General features: G+C 66.4%; 16 protein-coding genes. 7 read left to right on the top strand and 9 right to left on the bottom strand.

Annotated features, from left to right (window positions below; translation table 11 throughout):
* The first annotated feature begins 112 nt into the window (after nucleotides 1-112).
* Nucleotides 113-931 carry an alpha/beta fold hydrolase gene (locus tag ACWRN3_RS13150; RefSeq protein ID WP_476740891.1) on the top strand — a complete coding sequence of 273 codons (819 nt, stop codon included), beginning with the start codon at nucleotides 113-115 and terminating at the stop codon, nucleotides 929-931.
* Here ACWRN3_RS13150 and ACWRN3_RS13145 read toward each other — a convergent pair.
* The gene (locus ACWRN3_RS13145; protein ID WP_159629666.1) at nucleotides 894-2114 is read right to left on the bottom strand and encodes a PucR family transcriptional regulator; all 1221 of its coding nucleotides are present in this window, start codon (nucleotides 2112-2114) and stop codon (nucleotides 894-896) included. The genes ACWRN3_RS13150 and ACWRN3_RS13145 overlap by 38 nt on opposite strands.
* Nucleotides 2115-2347: 233 nt before the next feature.
* Between ACWRN3_RS13145 and ald the strand changes: the two genes are divergently transcribed.
* Nucleotides 2348-3466, top strand: a complete 1119-nt coding sequence (gene ald / locus ACWRN3_RS13140) for an alanine dehydrogenase (RefSeq protein ID WP_476740910.1) — start codon at nucleotides 2348-2350, stop codon at nucleotides 3464-3466.
* A gap of 76 nt (nucleotides 3467-3542) precedes the next feature.
* On the opposite strand, the gene ACWRN3_RS13135 is transcribed toward ald, so the two are convergent.
* From ACWRN3_RS13135 to ACWRN3_RS13110, 6 genes are all read right to left on the bottom strand, one after another.
* Nucleotides 3543-4604: a Gfo/Idh/MocA family protein gene (locus ACWRN3_RS13135; protein ID WP_476740890.1), complete on the bottom strand. Its 1062-nt coding sequence runs from the start codon at nucleotides 4602-4604 to the stop codon at nucleotides 3543-3545.
* 106 nt (nucleotides 4605-4710) lie between these two features.
* Nucleotides 4711-6426: an ABC transporter family substrate-binding protein gene (locus tag ACWRN3_RS13130; RefSeq protein ID WP_476740889.1), complete on the bottom strand. Its 1716-nt coding sequence runs from the start codon at nucleotides 6424-6426 to the stop codon at nucleotides 4711-4713.
* 49 nt (nucleotides 6427-6475) lie between these two features.
* Nucleotides 6476-8674, bottom strand: a complete 2199-nt coding sequence (locus tag ACWRN3_RS13125; protein ID WP_476740888.1) for an ABC transporter ATP-binding protein — start codon at nucleotides 8672-8674, stop codon at nucleotides 6476-6478.
* Complete coding sequence (locus ACWRN3_RS13120; RefSeq protein WP_476740887.1) at nucleotides 8671-9660, bottom strand: ABC transporter permease; 990 nt, start codon at nucleotides 9658-9660, stop codon at nucleotides 8671-8673. Before ACWRN3_RS13120 ends, ACWRN3_RS13125 begins: the two co-directional genes overlap by 4 nt.
* 2 nt (nucleotides 9661-9662) lie before the next feature.
* Complete coding sequence (locus tag ACWRN3_RS13115) at nucleotides 9663-10646, bottom strand: ABC transporter permease (protein WP_224023739.1); 984 nt, start codon at nucleotides 10644-10646, stop codon at nucleotides 9663-9665.
* 258 nt (nucleotides 10647-10904) lie between these two features.
* A complete protein-coding gene (locus ACWRN3_RS13110; RefSeq protein WP_476740886.1) occupies nucleotides 10905-11525 on the bottom strand; it encodes a TetR/AcrR family transcriptional regulator in 621 nt (206 codons plus the stop codon).
* A gap of 120 nt (nucleotides 11526-11645) precedes the next feature.
* Here ACWRN3_RS13110 and ACWRN3_RS13105 point away from each other — a divergent pair, with 120 nt between their 5' ends.
* The 5 genes from ACWRN3_RS13105 to ACWRN3_RS13085 all read left to right on the top strand — a co-directional run bounded on the left by ACWRN3_RS13105 (nucleotide 11646) and on the right by ACWRN3_RS13085 (nucleotide 15370).
* Entirely contained in the window at nucleotides 11646-12203 is a 558-nt protein-coding gene (locus tag ACWRN3_RS13105) for an NAD(P)H-dependent oxidoreductase (RefSeq protein WP_159629654.1), read from the top strand.
* 175 nt (nucleotides 12204-12378) lie between these two features.
* On the top strand, nucleotides 12379-13020 hold the full coding sequence (locus ACWRN3_RS13100; RefSeq protein ID WP_476740885.1) for a GerMN domain-containing protein: 642 nt from the start codon (nucleotides 12379-12381) through the stop codon (nucleotides 13018-13020).
* 72 nt (nucleotides 13021-13092) lie between these two features.
* A complete protein-coding gene (locus tag ACWRN3_RS13095; protein WP_476740884.1) occupies nucleotides 13093-14385 on the top strand; it encodes an aminotransferase-like domain-containing protein in 1293 nt (430 codons plus the stop codon).
* A 44-nt stretch (nucleotides 14386-14429) separates the two neighbouring features.
* Complete coding sequence (locus ACWRN3_RS13090) at nucleotides 14430-14858, top strand: universal stress protein (protein WP_476740883.1); 429 nt, start codon at nucleotides 14430-14432, stop codon at nucleotides 14856-14858.
* 176 nt (nucleotides 14859-15034) lie between these two features.
* A complete protein-coding gene (locus tag ACWRN3_RS13085) occupies nucleotides 15035-15370 on the top strand; it encodes a hypothetical protein (protein ID WP_476740909.1) in 336 nt (111 codons plus the stop codon).
* Nucleotides 15371-15392: 22 nt separating this feature from the next.
* Here the strand turns inward: ACWRN3_RS13085 and ACWRN3_RS13080 are convergent, their stop codons facing one another.
* A complete protein-coding gene (locus ACWRN3_RS13080) occupies nucleotides 15393-16010 on the bottom strand; it encodes a phosphatase PAP2 family protein (RefSeq protein WP_476740882.1) in 618 nt (205 codons plus the stop codon).
* A 16-nt stretch (nucleotides 16011-16026) separates the two neighbouring features.
* Nucleotides 16027-17505: a dihydrolipoamide acetyltransferase family protein gene (locus ACWRN3_RS13075; RefSeq protein WP_476740881.1), complete on the bottom strand. Its 1479-nt coding sequence runs from the start codon at nucleotides 17503-17505 to the stop codon at nucleotides 16027-16029.

Here is a 17505-nt window from a genome sequence, read left to right as displayed (position 1 = left end):
CGCGCCCCCCGGCCGCGGCGGGCCGCGCGCCCCCCCCCCCCCCCCCCCCCCCCCCCCCCCCCCCCCCCCCCCCCCCCCCCCCCCCCCCCACGGCCGGGTAGTGCGGCCCCGCATGGCGTGGCCGCGGCTACGGAAAGACGTTGCGCTTCGCTCCGCCGACGTGGAAGCAAACGGTTTACGTGGCCGCATCTTCTGGGCTGACGGGACGCCCCCTCCCGGGCCGGACGCTGCCGGAGCCCCCGCAGGGCCCGCCTATGTCCTCATTCACGGCATCGGCGTCTCCCACCGCTACCTTCGGCGCCTCCACGGCGAACTCGCCGCCGTTGCCCCAACTTATTCGCTGGACCTGCCGGGCTTCGCCGGGACGCCCAGGCCGGAGCGGCAGCTGTCCGTTGCCGACCATGGCGCCTTCATCGCCCAGGCCCTGAAAGCAAGCGGCATTGGTTCCTACATCCTGGTGGGACATTCCATGGGCGTGCAGTTCGCCATCGAAGCCGCCCTCTACGCCCCGGGGCAGGCACACCGGTTGGTACTCATGGGGCCGGTGGTGGAATCCCGGTACCGAAGCGTGCGGCGGCAGGGGCTGGCGCTTTTCCTGGACGCCCTCCTCCGCGAAAACGCGTCCTCCAACTGGCTCGTCTTCTCGGACTACTTCCGCTGCGGGCCGCGTTGGTACTTCACCGAGCTCCCCGTGATGATGGCCTACCCCACGGAACGGCGGCTGGCCGGCATCAATGTGCCCGTCCTGGTGCTGCGCGGTAACCACGACCAGGTGGCAGGCGCCGACTGGTCGCTCCGGCTTTCCGAGGTGGTGCCGGAGGGAAGCTTCGTGGAGATTCCCCGGGCGGGCCACGTGGTCCAGCACGTGCGCCCGCGGCAGGTGGCGGCGGCCATCAAATCCTGGGCCGCGCCGCCCACCGCCGCATCTTGAGGGCGGCGTGCAGTTCCAGCCGGGGCATCCCCTTCAGCGGATCCACCCCCAGCAGCTGCCGGATCCGCCCCAGCCTGTTGTAGATGCTGCTGCGGTGCAGGTGGAGCTTGGTCGCTACATCCTGGACTGAGCCGTCATTGTCGTAGAGCAGCTCCAGGACGGGAATGAGCTCGCCGTTGCGGTCGTGGTCCTCGAGCATCCGGAAGTACACCGAGCCCGAGTCGGCCCAGGCACCCACCCCTCCCCCGGCGGACGCGAGCAGCTGGTACACGCCGGTGGCCCTGCAGTCCACCAGCTCGCCCAATTGGGGATCCACCGCGGCGGCCTGGGCCGCCATCCGTGACTGCCGGTATGCCTCGGAGAGCTGGCGCGTCTTGGCGAAGCCTTCGCTGATCCCCAGGATGATCCGGTGCACCGGGCGGCCGGAGCGCTTGGCCAGCTCCAGCTGGTAGTGCACCAGGACCTGGGCATGGTTGGCCCGGCCGGTCGATTCGCGGAACAGCACCACCGAATGTGTCTCCGTGCCGGCACTGAAGAGGGCGGCGTCCACCCCCACCGTGGCCTGGAGTGCGGTGGACCGGTGGATCAGGGTGGAGGCGATGGGGTCCGGTCCGCTGGCCCAGCCGTCCGCATCGAGTACCGTGACCATCTGCCACGGGCCGCGGCCCTGGACTTCCTTCCACCCGGCCACAGCCGCCACGGCATTGGGTTCTCCGGCACAGGCGGCCAGGAATTCCCGCTCACGGCCCCGCCGGAATTCCGATTCGGCCGTGTTCGAGTCGAGCAGGAGCCCGGACAGCAGCTCCAGCTCGTGGTTGACGCCGGGCAGTTGGGTGAGGATCGCCGTCGGGCTTTCCTCCGCCGAATCCTGCTGCACCCAGAGGTAACCCACCCGGAAGCCGCGCACCATCAGCGGGACGCACACCCGGCCCAGCATGCCCAGGTCCGGGTTGGCCGGAACCACCACGGGCCGCACCGCGGTGGCAATCCCATGGGAGAGCTGCCACGCGCTCACGTCCGCCGGAACCTTCTTGCTCAACAGGAAGTTCACTCGCACGCGGTCGGCATGGGATTGGTTGGAGCTGTAGGCAAGCAACAGTCCGTCCAGGTCCTCAAGCGACAAGCCACGGCCCAGCTTCTGCGCCACCTGCTCGACGAGCTGTTCCACACCCTGCTGCTGCATGGGCCAACAGTACTGCCCCGGCGGCCCCGCGGACGAACGGACACGAGGCGACACCTGACGCTTCAGGACTCGACACGTGTCGAGGTAGAGGATCCAAAATCCGCGGAATTGTGCGGTTTTGGCGCACCGGTCCTTGCCGCTTCATGTCGTCTGGCTCACAGCGGGATTTATCGTTGAAACACGAAAATCCTTCCGCCTTTTCGGCCTACCGGCCCCAAAAACTGGAGCAGACGATGATCATCGGCGTCCCCAAAGAAATCAAGAACAACGAATTCCGCGTGGCCATCACCGCGGCAGGCGTCCACGAGTTCCTTACCCACGGACACACCGTGCTGGTGGAGCGCGGGGCCGGCCTGGGCTCGGGCATCACCGACGAGGAATACTCGATCGCCGGTGCCGAGATCGTCAACGAGGCCGATGACGTCTGGGCCCGCGCGGACATGGTGATGAAGGTCAAGGAACCCATCAAGGCCGAATACCACCGCTTCCGCAAGGGCCTGATCCTCTTCACCTACCTGCACCTGGCCGCCGAGCCGGAGCTCACCACGGAGCTCATCAACTCCGGCGTCACCGCCATCGCCTACGAAACCGTCCAGGAAGGCCGGTCGCTGCCGCTGCTGGCACCGATGTCCGAAGTTGCCGGCCGCCTGTCCGTCCAGGTCGGCGCCACCTCCCTGATGGCGCCCGCCGGCGGCAAGGGTGTCCTGATGGGCGGCGTGCCCGGCGTCCGCCCCGCCAAGGTGGTTGTCCTGGGCGCCGGCGTGGCCGGCACCAACGCCGCGGCCATGGCCTTGGGCCTGGGCGCCGACGTCACCATCCTGGACATCAACATCAACCGCCTGCGCGAACTGGACGCCCAGTACCAGGGCCGGTTGAAGACCGTTGCCTCCAACACGTACGAAATCGAAAAGTCCGTGGTGGACGCCGACCTGGTGATCGGTTCCGTCCTCATCCCCGGTGCCAAGGCCCCCAAGCTGGTCACCAACGACCTCGTGGCCCGGATGAAGCCCGGCTCCGTCCTGGTGGACATCGCCGTGGACCAGGGCGGCTGCTTCGAGGACACCCACCCCACCACGCACCAGGAACCCACGTACAAGGTGCACAACACCATCTTCTACTGCGTGGCCAACATGCCCGGAGCCGTACCCAACACCTCCACGTACGCACTGACCAACGTCACCCTGCGCTACGCGGTGGCCTTGGCAAACCTGGGCGTCAAGGCCGCCTTCGACCGCGACCCGGCCCTGGCTGCCGGCCTCAACATCGCTGCGGGCCACGTGGCACACCACTCCGTGTCCGAGGCCCACAACCTGCCCCTCGTGGCTGACTGGCACGAGCTCGTCTCGGCCTAAGGCCCCTTCATCGATTGCTCCGTAATCGTCCTTTTGAACCCTCAGAACGGCACTTACGGAGCAATCGATGAGTCATTTAACCCAGCTCCCTTGCCCTTTCTATGATTTTGAGCACCTCGACGGCGTCCTCCGGGTTCACGGGGAGGGGCAGGGATGACTGTGCGCCGCCGTCGAGGATCTTGCCTGCCAGCAGGCGGTAGAACTCCGGGTAGTTCCCGCGTTCGGTGGGCAGGCGGTCCAGATGGCCGTCGCGGCCCAGGAGCCCGGCCCACTCCGGTGCCTCCACGCCGTAGTCCCCGTCCAGGGGGCTGCCACCTGCCACAATGTAGGGCTCCTGCGGGTCCACCCCGTTCTTGGTGAAGCCGCCGATCGATCCCAGCACCCGGAAGCGTGGCCCCTGCTGGGCGCACAGCACGTTCATGGCCAGGTGGCTGATCACTCCCGACTCGTGCCGCAGGACCAGGAAGACGTCGTCGTCAGCCCGCTCGTCGGACCGCCGCGCCTGCAGTTCCGCGTGGAGGACGGTGGCCGGGCCGAACAGCTGCAGGGCCTGGTCGATCAGGTGGCTGCCCAGGTCGAACAGGACACCTCCGCCGTCGGCAGCGGTGGCCCGCGCCTTCCAGGCTTTGGCGATGGCAGGGGACCACCGCTCGAACCGCGACTCGAACCGGGTCACTTTGCCCAGGGCCTGGGCCGCCAGCAGCTTCCGGAGGGTCAGGAAGTCCCCGTCCCACCGGCGGTTCTGGAACACGGTCAGCACCCGGCCCAGTTCACCCGCCAACGCAATGAGTTCCTGTCCCTGTGCGCTGGTGACCGCGAACGGCTTGTCCACCACCACGTCCAGCCCCGCCTCCAACGCAGCCTTCGCCAGGGGGTAGTGGGTCATGGGCGGCGTCGCCAGGACCACGAGGTCAAGGTCCGCTGCCCGCCTGACAACGTCGGCGCCGTCGCGCACCACCTCCACGCCCGGAAGCCGGGACGAGGCACTTGCCTGCCGCCCGGCGTCGGACGTTGCAATGACGTCCAGCGAGTAGCTGGTGTTGGCTGCCAGCAGCGGTGCGTGGAAGACGCTGCCGGCAAGCCCGTAGCCGACGACGGCGGTGCGGATGGTGCGGGGGTCGCCTTCAGTTCCGGTCATGGAAGCAACGCTACCCCCGGTCCCGCGTGGTTAAAACGCCTGGTTAAAAGAAGCCGGCACCCCTGGAAGACCTGGGGTGCCGGCTTTTCGATCGGGCTGCGGGTGGTTACTTCTTAACCCAGCCGATGGTGGTCCAGTCCGGGACCTGCGAGGTGCTCTGGAAGAGCGACGGGCCGTAGTTGGCCAGTCCGGTGCGGACGAAGGAGATCTGCGGGCCGTTGAAGACCACGCCCATGGAGTAGTACTTGGCCATGTGCTCCTTCTCCACGTCCATGGCTGCCTTGTTGCGGGCTGCGTTGTCCTCGATGGAGGCGAGGTCGGCGATCTTCTTGTCCAGCTCGGCGTCGCCCAGCTTGTTCTCGTTGACCTTGGAGTCGTAGTACTGCTTGACGGCGTCCGTGGCATCCGGGCCCACGGTGTAGCCGGAGATGCTCAGGTCGAACTCGCGGCTGCCCAGCACCTTGCCGAAGTCGGCGGAGGCGCGCTGGTCGATGCCCACATCCATGCCGCCGGCCTGGAGCTGCTTCTGCAGGGTCTGTGCCACGGCCAGGGTGGTGGGGTCGTCGCCGAAGTTGCTGATCTTGAAGGCGGCGGGCTTGCCGTCTTTCTCCATGATGCCGTTGGCGTTGGCCGTGTAGCCGGCGTCGGTGAGGACCTTCTTGGCGGCATCGGCACCGGTTTCCTTGACCGGGTAGTTGTCCTGGTAGTACTCGGAGAACGGCAGCAGCATCATGGAACCGCTGCTGGGCTCTTCCCAGTTCAGGCCGTTGAAGCGGACCTTGCGGAGGGCTTCGCGGTCCACGGCGGCGAAGATGGCCTTGCGGACGTTGACGTCGGTGATGCGCTGGGCGTTCAGGTTCAGGCCACCGGCGAAGAGGCGCTGGCCGCGGCGGATGTCCGCATCCTTCGTGCCGTCCAGCTGCTTGTACAGCGAGATGGTGTTGGCGGACATGGCGTCGATTTCACCGTTCTTGAAGGCGGCGATCTGTGCGCTGGTTTCCAGCTGGCGGAACGTTACGTTGGCCAGGACCGGCTTCTGGCCCCACCACTTGTCGTTCGGAACCATGGTGACCGTCTTGGCTGCGGTGTCGTACTGGTCGAGCTTGAAGGGGCCTGCCATCCACTCCGGGTGCATGTTGCCGTTGAAGCCCTCGTTGAAGATCTCGGGGGTGTTGACGGCGGGGTGGATGAGTCCGAAGAAGAGCGAATCCACGGGGAAGACCGGGCGGCTGGTCTTGACGATGACTTCCTTGTCGCTGCTGCCGGCCTCGACGGAGTCAACGAACTCATAGGCGCCCGAGCTGACGATGTCGTAGCCGGCGTCGGGGCTCTTGAGGATGTTCCAGGTGTTCTTGAAGGCCTTGACGTCGATTGGCGTGCCGTCGTTGTACGTGGCCTTGGGGTTCACCTTGATGGTGATGGTCTGCTTGCCGTCCTTGACCACGCTGTCCACTGACTCGCAGAAGTCGGGGTTGGGCGTGACCTTGCCCTTGAAGTCCACCTTCCAGCAGCCGCCGATGCCGCCGCTGTTCATGGCGACCGGGTTCATGGGGATCTGCAGGGCGGAGTTGTCCGCGCTGTTGCCGTTGTTGGAGAACCCGTTGAAGTCCGGGCCGATGTTGCCCAGCGGAAGGGTGACCTTGCCGCCCTGCTGGAGGTCGGCTGCCGGCTTCTCGTTGATGCTGATCAGCTTGGACAGGTCGCTTCCGGATTCCTGTCCTTTGGCTGTTTCGGGGCCGCTGGCACCGCCACCGCCGCAGGCCGTCAGCGCCAGGGCCGCAGCAACGGCTGCAGCTCCGCCGATCCTGTTCAGTTTCCTCATGGTTTTCCCTTCATTGGTGCGAGTGGTGGTGCTTTGGGGTCGAAAAATCTCAGGGCGCATGGTTGTCTACCGGTTCGTGGACCACCAGCATGTCCTCATCCAGCTCCCCGTCCGGGAAGAAGCAGGCGAACTGCTGGTCAGTGGCGGAGGACGCCGATTCCAGGGGCGGCTCAAGGGTGAGGCACTTCTCCTGCTTGGCCGGCGGGAGTGCGGCGAAGACCGGACAGCGGGTGGCAAAATTGCAGCCCTTCGGTGCCTGCAACGGCGAGGGCAGGTCGCCCTGGAGGATGATGCGTTCGCGGGTGCGTTCCAGCTGGGGGTCCGGCACGGGGATCGCGGAGAGGAGGGCGCGGGTGTAGGGATGGCGGGGACTGTCGAACACCCGTTCCACGGCGCCGATCTCCACGATCTTCCCCAGGTACATAACAGCCACGCGGTTGGAGATGTGGCGGACCACCGAGAGATCGTGCGCCACGAGCAGGTAGCTCAGGCCCAGTTCGGCGCGCAGGTGGTCCAGCAGGTTGATGACACCGGCCTGGACGGAGACGTCGAGGGCCGAGACGGGCTCGTCCAGGACCACCAGCTTGGGGTTCACCGCCAGTGCGCGGGCTATCCCGATCCGCTGGCGCTGGCCGCCGGAGAACTGGTTGGGGAAGCGGTTGACGTGGTCCGGCTGCAGGCCCACGAGCTTCATCAGCTCCATGATCCGCTTCCTGACCGCTGCCCGGTCCATCCCCGCGTTCTGCAGGGGCTCGGCAAGGACTTCGTACACCGTGAACCGCGGATCCAGTGCGCCCGTGGGGTCCTGGAACACCATCTGGAGTTCGCGCCGCATTTTGGCTTTGGTCCTGGCATCGGCTGCCTGCTTGTTGCTCAGGCCGCCAATCACCACCTCACCGTCCTGGTCTGGATGGAACTCCATGATTTCCAGAAGCGTGGTGGTCTTTCCCGATCCCGATTCGCCCACGATGGAGAAGCATTCGCCTTCGCGGATATCGAAGCTCAGGCCGTCCACGGCCTTAACAGTGCCGATCCTTCGCTTGATCAGGGCACCCCTGGTCAGCGGGAAGTGTTTCCGCACGTCCGTTAGCTGCAGGACGGTGGACCGTTCCTCCCTGGGAATGGCGTCGAAGCGGGACACCGGCACGGGCGGGGCGGCGAATACGTCGTGCACATCCACGGTTCCGCCGAGTGAGCCGGACTTGATGCAGGCCGCGCGGTGTTGGGCGCCGTCGTCAACGGGTGCCAGTGCGGGCTCGCCGTCCAGGCAGGCCTCCGAGGCCAGGGGGCAGCGGGGAGCGAACGAGCAGCCTGTGGGGGCGTGCAACAGGTTGGGCGGCATGCCCTCGATGGGAACGAGGGAGGATTTCTCTGCCACATCCACGCGGGGAACGGCGCCCAGCAGGCCCAGGGTGTAGGGCATCCGCGGGTTGTAGTAGATGTCATCCACGGCACCGGTTTCCACCGGCCTGCCTGCGTACATGACCATGATGTCGTCTGCCATCCCGGCTACCACGCCAAGATCGTGCGTGATCATGACGACGGCGGCGCCGGTCTCCTCCTGCGCCGTGTGGAGCACCTCCAGGACCTGGGCCTGGATGGTGACGTCCAGGGCCGTGGTGGGCTCATCGGCAATCAGGACGCGGGGGTTGTTGGCGATGGCGATAGCGATCATCACGCGCTGGCGCATGCCGCCGGAAAATTCGTGCGGGAAGGCCTTGAGCCTGTCCTTGGGGCTGGGAATCCCCACCATGGCCAGAAGTTCGACGGCGCGGGCTTCCTTGGCGGTCCGGCTCATGGTGGGGTGGTGGATAGTGAGCGCTTCGATGATCTGGGTGCCCACGGTGAACACCGGGGTGAGGGATGACAGCGGGTCCTGGAAGACCATGGCGAGGTCGTTGCCGCGGTACTTGCACATGTCCTTGTCGCTGAGCCCCAGCAGCTCCCGGCCCTTGAGCCGGACGGAGCCGGAGACCTGGGCCGTGGGCGGGAGCAGCCCCATGATGGCCAGGGAAGTCACGGACTTGCCGGACCCCGATTCGCCGACGATCCCGAGCGTCTTGCCCGGCATCAGGTCGAAGTCGACGCCACGGACGGCGTGCACGACACCGTTCTCCGTGTTGAAGCGGACGTTCAGGTCGCGGACGGACAGGACGGCGTCGCCGGGGGCGTGCAGCCCTGCCACGTGCAGGCGCTCCACGGTTGGACGTGATGAATCCGTGGCTCCGGTGGTGGTTTCGCTGCTCATGCCGCCTTCTTTTCCGCGGTGATCTTCCGGGTTTTGGCTTTCTGTGCTTTGCCGCTGGACGTGGAGCTGGGATCAAAGGCGTCGCGCAGGCCATCGTTCATCATGGCCAGGGAGCCGGTCAGCAGGAACATCACGGCGAGCGGCACCCAGAACATCCAGGGGAAAGTCTGCACCTGGGAGGTGGCCTGGCCGATCAGCACGCCCAGGCTCACGTCCGGGACCTTGATGCCGATGCCGATGAAGGAGAAGGCGACCTCGGCCAGGATGGCCGCGGTGACGCCGCGGGTGATGTCCAGGATCAGCAGCGAGCCGATGTTCGGCACCAGGTGCCGCCAGACGATCCGGCGCGGCGGGACACCCATGTACTGGGCCGCCTTGACGAAGTCACGCTGCATCAGCGACATGGACATGGAGCGGATCAGGCGGGCGGTGCCCATCCAGCTGAACACCAGCAGGACGATGATGAGCAGAAGCCACGAGGGAAGGTCGCGTTTCAGGCCGGCACCGCCGCCGCTGGTGGCTACAGCAACCACCAGGAGCGCCGGCATCATGATCAGCGCTTCGAGGATGAACAGCATGACCTTGTCCACCTTGCCGCCGAAGTAGGCCATGGTGCAGCCGTAGACCGCGGCGATCAGGACCGACACCAGGCCCACCACCAGGCCGATCAGGATGGAGATCCTGGTGCCTTCCACGGTCATGGCGTACAGGTCGATCCCTGCCTGCGACGTCCCGAGGTAGTGGTCGGCCGACGGGGGCATGCCGATGTTGAAGGGGTCGATGGTTTCCTTGTCCCACTGGGTGAAAAAACCGCCGATGAACGAGAAAACGGTCAGGGCCAGGAAGATGGCCAGGCCGGCCACTGCGGTCTTGTTGCGCAGGAAGCGGCGGAAGATGATGGTGGTTTTGCCAATGACGACGTCGGCGCTTTCCAGGTGCGCATCCTGCGCCACTGCTGCCGGGTCAACGGCGTTCAGGTTGGTCATGGCTACTGCACCCGCACTCTCGGGTCGACAAGCGTGGTGGCGAAGTCCGCGAGGATGGCGCCCAGCGCGAAGATCACGGAGCCGTATGCCAGGGTGGCCGTGGCCGCGTTGACGTCCTGCAGCGAGATGGCGTCGATGCTCCAGGACCCCACGCCTGGCCAGGCGAAGATCTTTTCGGCGAAGAAGCCGCCGGCGAAGATGGCCGGGATGGTGAAGGCGATGCTCTGGGCCACCGGAATGAACGAAACGCGCAGTGCGTGCCGGGCAATGGCCTGGTTGCGGGTCAGCCCCTTGGCGCGTGCAGTGCGGACAAAGTCGGCGTTCACGTTGTCCAGCAGGTATTGCCGCTGGGCAATCTGGTACGCGCCCCACCCCACAAGGGTGATGGCCACCGTGGGGACTGCATAGTGGGCCAGCATGTCCACGAACTGGGCCCAGCCCGGCGCGATGCCGGGGGTGGAGATGCCGGTGACGAAGAAGATCCGGTCGCCCACGGATTCGTTGATGTTGATGGCGCCCAGCTGCACCAGGAAGTAGGCGATGGGTGCCGGCACGATGTAGGCGAGGTAGCTGTAGGACGTGATGACCCGGTCCTGGAACTTGTACTGGCGTGCCGCCGAATAGACGCCGAGCGCGACGCCGATGACCAGGGTCAGGATGATGGACGCCAGGAAGAGCCGGGTGGAAATCCAGACCCGGTCCCCGAACTCGGCGTTGATGTAGGCGCCGTTGGGGCTGCGGCCCCAGTCCCAGCGGGTGACGATTCCGGTGAGCCAGTCAACGTAGCGCTCCCACGGGCTGAGGTCCGGGTCCAGGCCTTTCAGCCGCATGGAATTGGCCACCTGCTCCGGGGTGGGCCGGGGGATCCGTTCCTGCTCGAGCAGCGCCGGCTTGAGCGAGCTGACGGCCAGGAAGTAGCCGGCGGATGTGGTGAGGAAGATCATCACCACATAGGTGATGCCGCGCTTGGCGAGGTACTTGAGCATGGGCGCTGCTGGATCCTTCCGTCTTCCCCGGACAAGCACGGGTTGTGCCGCCTTACCGGGTCCTGCACCAGCGGGTAGCTGGCCTCCCGCAGCCCTTAGGGCAGGTCCTGGTGGACTATGTCGCGGGTCACATTCCAGAGGAAACTATCACAAGCCCCAAGCCGAAAAGTGCCGGAATCCCCGGAAATTGGACGCGCCGTATCAGATCGTTATGAATAGTTCTGTGAAGCCCGCGTGACTGGACGCGGGAGCATTCCATCACGTAACCTTCGCGCCCGTGACAACCCGTGTCACATGGTCACGCCATGATGTTGCCAGCCGTTGGAGTGTCACGCCATGTTCACGGATAAGGTGCAGGAGACGCTCGGGGTCGAGGGTGGCGTTGAGGGATCCGGCCATCAGCCAGGGTTCCGGGGAGTCGATTCCACCTTCGCGCAGCAGCATCTCCACATGCCGGTCCCAGAGGGCGGCGGCGGGTACTTCGAACTTTCCCCTGGAAGCATTTCCGGCAGCAAGCACCAGGTCCCCATATTCCACCACGTAGGCGATGCGCTCGGTACCGAAGGCGATCAGCCGGTCGAGCGGCGGAGCACCGGGCCCCAGTGGCGGCGGTCCGAACAGGAACCGGGCTTGAAACGCGGCCTCGGAGTCGTTCAGTAAGGAGAGCATCAACCCGGCCCGGCTGCCAAAGCGGCGGAAGACGGTGCCCTTGCCCACGCCGGCCTGCTCGGCCAGGCGGTCCATGGTGAGCGCAGCGGCTCCGCCCTGCTCGATCAGTTCCCGGGCAGCCAGCAGGAGGCGCTCCCGGTTCCGGGCAGCATCGCTGCGTTCCGCGGCCGTTGCCGGGGCCATACCTGGCCGCACTGGGATGGAACTCACACAGACAGTGTAAGCATGGGGAATACAACCGGACTACGGTCCGTTTAGTCTGGTGAAGGCTCCGCGAGCCTGAAGTTTGACCGATAGCGGCCCCCGCCGCTCCCCTAGCCAGGAGTTCCCATGACCAAGAGCACCGTTCTTACCCTTGTCGGCAGCCTCCGCGCCGAGTCCACCAACCAGAAGCTGGCCGAAGCCATCCAGCTCAACGCCCCGGAGCAGGTGGACGTGGTGATCCACGAGAGCCTGGGCAACATCCCGTTCTACAACGAGGACATCGACGTCGAGGGCCAGGTCCCTGCCGCCGCCGCAGCCCTGCGCGCCGCAGCCGAAGAAGCCGACACCGTCCTGCTGGTCACCCCCGAGCACAACGGCACGGTTCCCGCCGCCCTGAAGAACGCCATCGACTGGCTGTCCCGCCCCTTCGGCGCCGGCGCCCTGGCAGGCAAGCCCACCGCCGTCGTCGGCACCGCTTTTGGCCAGTACGGCGGCGTCTGGGCCCAGGATGAGGCCCGCAAGGCCGCCGGCATTGCAGGGGCCCGGATCCTGGAGGACGTCAAGCTCGCCGTCCCGGGTTCCATGGTGCGCTTCGCCGAAGTCCACCCCAAGGACGACGCCGAGGTTGTAGAGCAGATCAAGGGCATCTTCGACACCCTTGCCGCAGCAGCTCCCGCCGCCTAGTCCCCCGGGGCCCCGCCCCCGCCCCCCCCCCGGGGGGCCGGGCGCTGCTGCATCCGGCGTTGCGGCGTTGCCGTGACCAACTCTTGTCCCAACCGGTACCGTGCGGACATCTCCGCCGGCAGGCGCGGCCGTAGCGTTAATCCCCTGGACCTACCGGATCGGATTGCGGTGCCGCATGGCAAAAAGATGGAGCGGGGACGGGCGTGGGCGCGGCGCCCTGGCTGCGGTGGCCGGCTGCCTGGCGCTTCTGCTCTCCGGCTGCACAGCCATCGGGGGCAGCGCCGGATCCAGCGAGGCCCCGCTGGCCCTCCTTCCCGCCACGGTGCCGGCTACCCCTTCCACCGGTACGGCCGGAGCAGCAGGGGAAAGACCGGACAGTCCGTCGGCCCCTCGGGACCCCGGCACCAATGCCGGGCCAACGGCTCCCCCGGTGACGGCGTATTTCGTGATGGTGGACGACGGCGGCAGGCACGGCGTCCGCTTCGGCTGCAATGACAGCCTGGTTGGCTCAGCCCAACCGGGAGGCTCCGGGGACGCCCGGCTCAAGGCGGCAATCGGCGCCCTGCTGGGTGGCGGCCGGCTGCCCGTGAACGCCTACAACGCACTGGGCTCTTCCCGGCTGACGTTCCTCTCCGGGAGCTTCGACGGAACCACTGTCAGGGTCTACCTTTCGGGAACGCTGAACCAGGGCGGAACATGCGACCTTCCCAGGATCGAGGCCCAGCTTACCCAGACCGCCCTCGAAGCCGTGGGTGCCATCAGGGCCGACCTCTACATCAATGGGGAAACGCTGGCGGACTATCTGAGCCTGGATTAGCGCTTCGCATGCCGTGCATTCCCTTGAAACAGATGTTGCCCTGGAAGCAACACCGGGCTGTATCCTGACCTTGTGACCCACGAAACACTTGACGCCTCCGCCGGAACGCTGCCCGCCGAAGCCATCGATGCGATCGAGCGCGCGGCCACGTCCGCCCACCGCCACGAGGGACTGTTTTCCGAGCGGGCGGCCAACATCCGCCAGTCGGCCGTCCGGGATGTTTTCGACATCTCGATGCGGCCGGGACTGGTTTCCCTGGCGGGAGGAAGCCCGTACCTGCAGTCACTTCCCCTGGACCGCCTCGCAGCGACGGCGGCGAAAATCATTGCCGACGACGGACTCACGGCCCTTCAATATGGCGCCGGGCAGGGAACCGAGGAGCTCAGGGCACAGATTTGCGAGGTCATGGCCGCCGAGGGCATCCTGGATGCCCTGCCGCAGAACGTGGTGATCACCGCCGGCTCACAGTCGGCCCAGGACGTGGCCACCAAGCTCTTCTGCAATCCGGGAGACGTGGTCCTGGTGGAGGATCCCACCTACGTCGGCGCACTGAACACCTTTGAGGCCTACCAGGTGCGGGTGGAGACCGTGGAGATGGACCAGTACGGCCTGGTCCCGGAGCTTCTGGAGGCGCGGATCGCGGCGCTGCAGCTCGCGGGCCAGAGCATCAAGTTCCTCTACACCATCCCCAACTTCAACAATCCCTCAGGGATCACGTTGGCCAGGGAACGGCGCCAGCAGGTGGTCGATATATGCCGCAGGGCGAATATTCTGGTTCTTGAGGACAACCCCTACGGACTGCTGCGCTTTGAAGGTGAACCCTTGCCTCCCCTGCGCGCAGCCAACCCGGACGACGTCATCTACCTCGGTTCCTTTTCCAAGATCTTCGCCCCCGGCCTCCGCATCGGCTGGGCCCTGGTGCCTGAGCACCTGCAGCGCCGGTACTACCTCGCCGCGGAATCGGTGACGCTCTGCCCGCCGGCCCTGAACCAGATGCTGGTGTCCGCCTACCTGCGCGACTACGACTGGAAAGGCCAGATCGAAACCTACCGCGGGCTGTATGCCGAATGCTGCCGCGCCATGCTGGCAGCGCTCAAGGAGTACATGCCGGCGGGGACCACCTGGACCAGCCCGCAGGGGGGCTTCTTCGTCTGGGTGACCCTGCCCGAAGGTGTTGACACCTACCCGCTGCTGCACAAGGCGATCGATGCCGGCGTCGTGTTTATCCCCGGCGCCGCCTTCACGCCGTCGGACGAGCCGTCCAACAAGCTGCGGCTCGCGTTCAGCGCCGTTCCCCCCGACGCTATCGCCGAGGGGGTGCGCCGATTGGCGCCGGTGCTGCATGAAGCCATGGCGGCGCTGTAGCGTAAGCCACACGAACGCCGAAAACCGAGCAAAGGAGCATGCATATGGGTGGAATCATCGTTGTAGGGGTTGACGGCAGCGAGACCGCGAAGAGGGCGGCGGAGTCGGCCCGGAACCTGGCTGCAGGACTGGGCGCTTCACTGCACGTCGTGTCAGCCTTCGACAGCGACCGGACCGAGGTCTTCGGCAGCGGCAGCGACCGGTGGATCGTGTCCGACGCCGACGCCGCAGAGCAGGTGGCACGGACCGTGGCTGAGTCGCTGGGCCGGGACGTCACGGTTACGTATTCGGCAGCCCGCGGACGGCCCGCAGACGCCCTCATCAAGGAAGCCGTCCGCATGGATGCCCGCGTGATCGTCGTGGGAAACCGGCGCATGCACGGCATCGGCCGGGTCCTTGGCAGCGTGGCCAACAGCGTGGCCCACAACGCCCCGTGCGACGTGTACATCGCCAACACCTACGACGCCGACTAACGCGCGGAAGCCCTCCTGGGGTAACGCAGGACACCCCCCGTGGTGGCGGATATCGCTGCGGGGGGTGTCCGTTCTCACCGCCATATCACCGTTTCAGCTGCTGGCGCAACGATAAAATTGAATGGGCCCCCAAAGGCGTGGACACTGCCGAATCCACCTCCAGCGAAGGGCTCCCCTTGATCACCTTGCAGCGCCGCCAGCTTGTTGGCCACGACATCCTCCTGGCCCGCCACGGCAACCACATCAGCTCCATGCGGGTGGACCGCAGCAATGACCGGGTGGTTGCGCTCCTTGATGACGGCAGCCTGGACAGCGCACCGAACCTCATCACCCCCGGGCTCCAGCTTCCGCAGACCGTGCGCAGCGTCCTGCGCGAGGACTGGAAGCTCCCGAGCGCTTGGGCCGGCATGGCCGCGCTCATGGGCGGCCTGATGACCGCAGCCGCTGTTGTGCTGGGAACCACCGCGGATCCGGCCATGCTCGAGGCTTTCACGGCATACGCCGCCTACTAGGCCCGTTTCGGCGCGTGGACGTTCAGGCCACCAGCCAGCCCTGCAGCAGCCACCAGATCCCGGCCATTACCAGGCCGCCGAAGAGCGATCCGGCCACCACCTGGGCCAGGGAGTGGGCCCGCAGCACCACCCGTGACCAGCTGACTGCCGGGATCAGGAGCAGTAGCGGTGCCCACGCGGCGCCGAGCATCAGCACGGATACGACGGCGGCGCAGGACACGGCAGCGGCGTGACCGCTCATCTTCCAGAACGGACTGACCACGGCCAGTACCGCCACGCCCCCCACCACCGCCAGGACCATCGCAAAGACGCTCTCCGGCGCATCCACGGCGCCCAGCACAAGCAGCCCCACAGCGATGCAGCCCAGCGCCATCAGCAGCACGGGTGCACGCTGCTTCCGGTCGCTTACATGGTGGTCCGTGACCTTGCCCAGCCTGACCAGGACCAGCAGCACCATCAGCGGAAGCACGCACACGAAGAGGGCCGCCAGCGCGCCGTAGCCGATGGTTTCCGGGAAACCCGGCTGGGCCAGCGGGCTGATCAGCAGCTGCAGGGAAACCACCACGGGAGGCTGGAAGACCTCCGTCAGCCACCTGGCTGTACGGTTCCTGGCCCGGATTAGGTCGTTGTTTACTGCCACGTCCTGACCCGGCGCCCTAGTCCAGGAGGAGCGCGGGCTCCTCCAGGATGGCTGCGACGTCGGCCATGAAACGGGCGGACAGGTCACCATCCACCACGCGGTGGTCGAAGGATCCCCCTAGTGTGGTGATCCAGCGGGGAATCACCTCTCCGTCCAGGACCCAGGGCTTCTGCTTGATGGTTCCGAAGGCAACGATGGCTACCTCGCCCGGATTGATGATCGGCGTACCGGTGTCGATGCCCAGGGCGCCGATGTTGGTGATAGTCAGTGTCCCGCCCTGCATCTGCGCCGGCTGCGTCTTCCCGGCCCTGGCCGTGGTGGCCAGGTCGTTCAGCGCCAGGGCCAGCTCCTTCAAGGACAGGTCCTGCGCGTTCTTGATGTTGGGCACCATGAGGCCGCGCGGAGTGGCCGCGGCAATGCCCAGGTTCATGAAGTGCTTGACCTGGATCTCGGCGCTGCCGTCCTCGTTGTCCACCCAGGCTGCGTTCACGCTGGGGTTCCTTGCGGCGGCCCAGATGACGGCCTTGGCCAGGATGAGCAGCGGCGAGACCTTGATGCCCTCGAAGTCCCGGGAGGCCTTGAGCCGCTTGACGAATTCCATGGTGCGGCTGGCGTCGACGTCCACGAAGATGCTCACATGCGGTGCTGCGAACGCCGATTCCACCATCGCCTTTGCCGTGGCCTTGCGGACGCCCTTGACCGGAATGCTTTCCACGCGCTGGTCCTGCGGCTTCCCGGCCTTGCCCCAGAAACCGTCCGCCTTGTCCAGTTCGGCGTCGCGCTGCGCCTGGTAGCTCACCAGGTCCTCGCGCGTCACCTCGCCGCGGGAACCGGTGGCCACGACGTCAGCGAGGTCGATGCCCAGGTCGCGGGCAATTTTGCGGACCGGGGGCTTGGCCAGCACCCGGTTGACCAGGCCCGTGATGGTGCCGCCAAGGGTTGGCCGGGTGTCGACGGCGGCAGGTTCGGCGGCGGAAACTTCGGCGGGCGTGCGGGGCTGGACAGGTTCAACTTCGGGGGCGTTTAAGGTCACGGCAGCAGCCGGTGCAGTCTTCCGGGGACGCCGCTTGACGGCGTCGGCCTTGGGTCCTGAACCCACCAAGGGAGCGGCGGACGGGGTTCCTTCACTCCCGGTCTCCCCCGCGTCCCCTGACAGCTTGCCGTAGAGCGGCTGGGCAGGAAATTCAGCGGGAGTACCGGCGGCGGGGACGGCCTGGGGCGCGCGGACATCGGCGGGAGTGGGGTCGCCGGAAACTTCGTCGCTGACGCTGATGATGGCGGTCCCGACGTCGACAGTCACCCCTTCCTCCACCAGCAGTTCGATGACTGTTCCGGCAAAGGGGGACGGCAGCTCCACGATCGACTTTGCGGTTTCGATCTCGCAGATGACGTCATTGACGGCGACGGTATCGCCGGGCTTGACCTTCCAGGAGACGACTTCCGCCTCGGTGAGGCCCTCGCCGACGTCGGGCAGGTTGAACTTGTTCAGGGTCAT

The sequence above is a fragment of the Pseudarthrobacter sp. rb genome (assembly GCF_056389225.1).
The sequence above is the reverse complement of the archived record's forward strand: the minus strand, read 5'-3'. Positions and strand labels throughout refer to the sequence as shown.

Excerpts from the sequence above, each read along its gene's own strand:
- ACWRN3_RS13150 (WP_476740891.1), top strand. The coding sequence starts at position 113 with ATGGCGTGGCCGCGGCTACGGAAAGACGTTGCGCTTCGCTCCGCCGAC.
- ACWRN3_RS13145 (WP_159629666.1), bottom strand. The coding sequence starts at position 2,114 with ATGCAGCAGCAGGGTGTGGAACAGCTCGTCGAGCAGGTGGCGCAGAAG.
- ald (WP_476740910.1), top strand. The coding sequence starts at position 2,348 with ATGATCATCGGCGTCCCCAAAGAAATCAAGAACAACGAATTCCGCGTG.
- ACWRN3_RS13135 (WP_476740890.1), bottom strand. The coding sequence starts at position 4,604 with ATGACCGGAACTGAAGGCGACCCCCGCACCATCCGCACCGCCGTCGTC.
- ACWRN3_RS13130 (WP_476740889.1), bottom strand. The coding sequence starts at position 6,426 with ATGAGGAAACTGAACAGGATCGGCGGAGCTGCAGCCGTTGCTGCGGCC.
- ACWRN3_RS13125 (WP_476740888.1), bottom strand. The coding sequence starts at position 8,674 with ATGAGCAGCGAAACCACCACCGGAGCCACGGATTCATCACGTCCAACC.
- ACWRN3_RS13120 (WP_476740887.1), bottom strand. The coding sequence starts at position 9,660 with ATGACCAACCTGAACGCCGTTGACCCGGCAGCAGTGGCGCAGGATGCG.
- ACWRN3_RS13115 (WP_224023739.1), bottom strand. The coding sequence starts at position 10,646 with ATGCTCAAGTACCTCGCCAAGCGCGGCATCACCTATGTGGTGATGATC.
- ACWRN3_RS13105 (WP_159629654.1), top strand. The coding sequence starts at position 11,646 with ATGACCAAGAGCACCGTTCTTACCCTTGTCGGCAGCCTCCGCGCCGAG.
- ACWRN3_RS13100 (WP_476740885.1), top strand. The coding sequence starts at position 12,379 with ATGGCAAAAAGATGGAGCGGGGACGGGCGTGGGCGCGGCGCCCTGGCT.
- ACWRN3_RS13090 (WP_476740883.1), top strand. The coding sequence starts at position 14,430 with ATGGGTGGAATCATCGTTGTAGGGGTTGACGGCAGCGAGACCGCGAAG.
- ACWRN3_RS13075 (WP_476740881.1), bottom strand. The coding sequence starts at position 17,505 with ATGACCCTGAACAAGTTCAACCTGCCCGACGTCGGCGAGGGCCTCACC.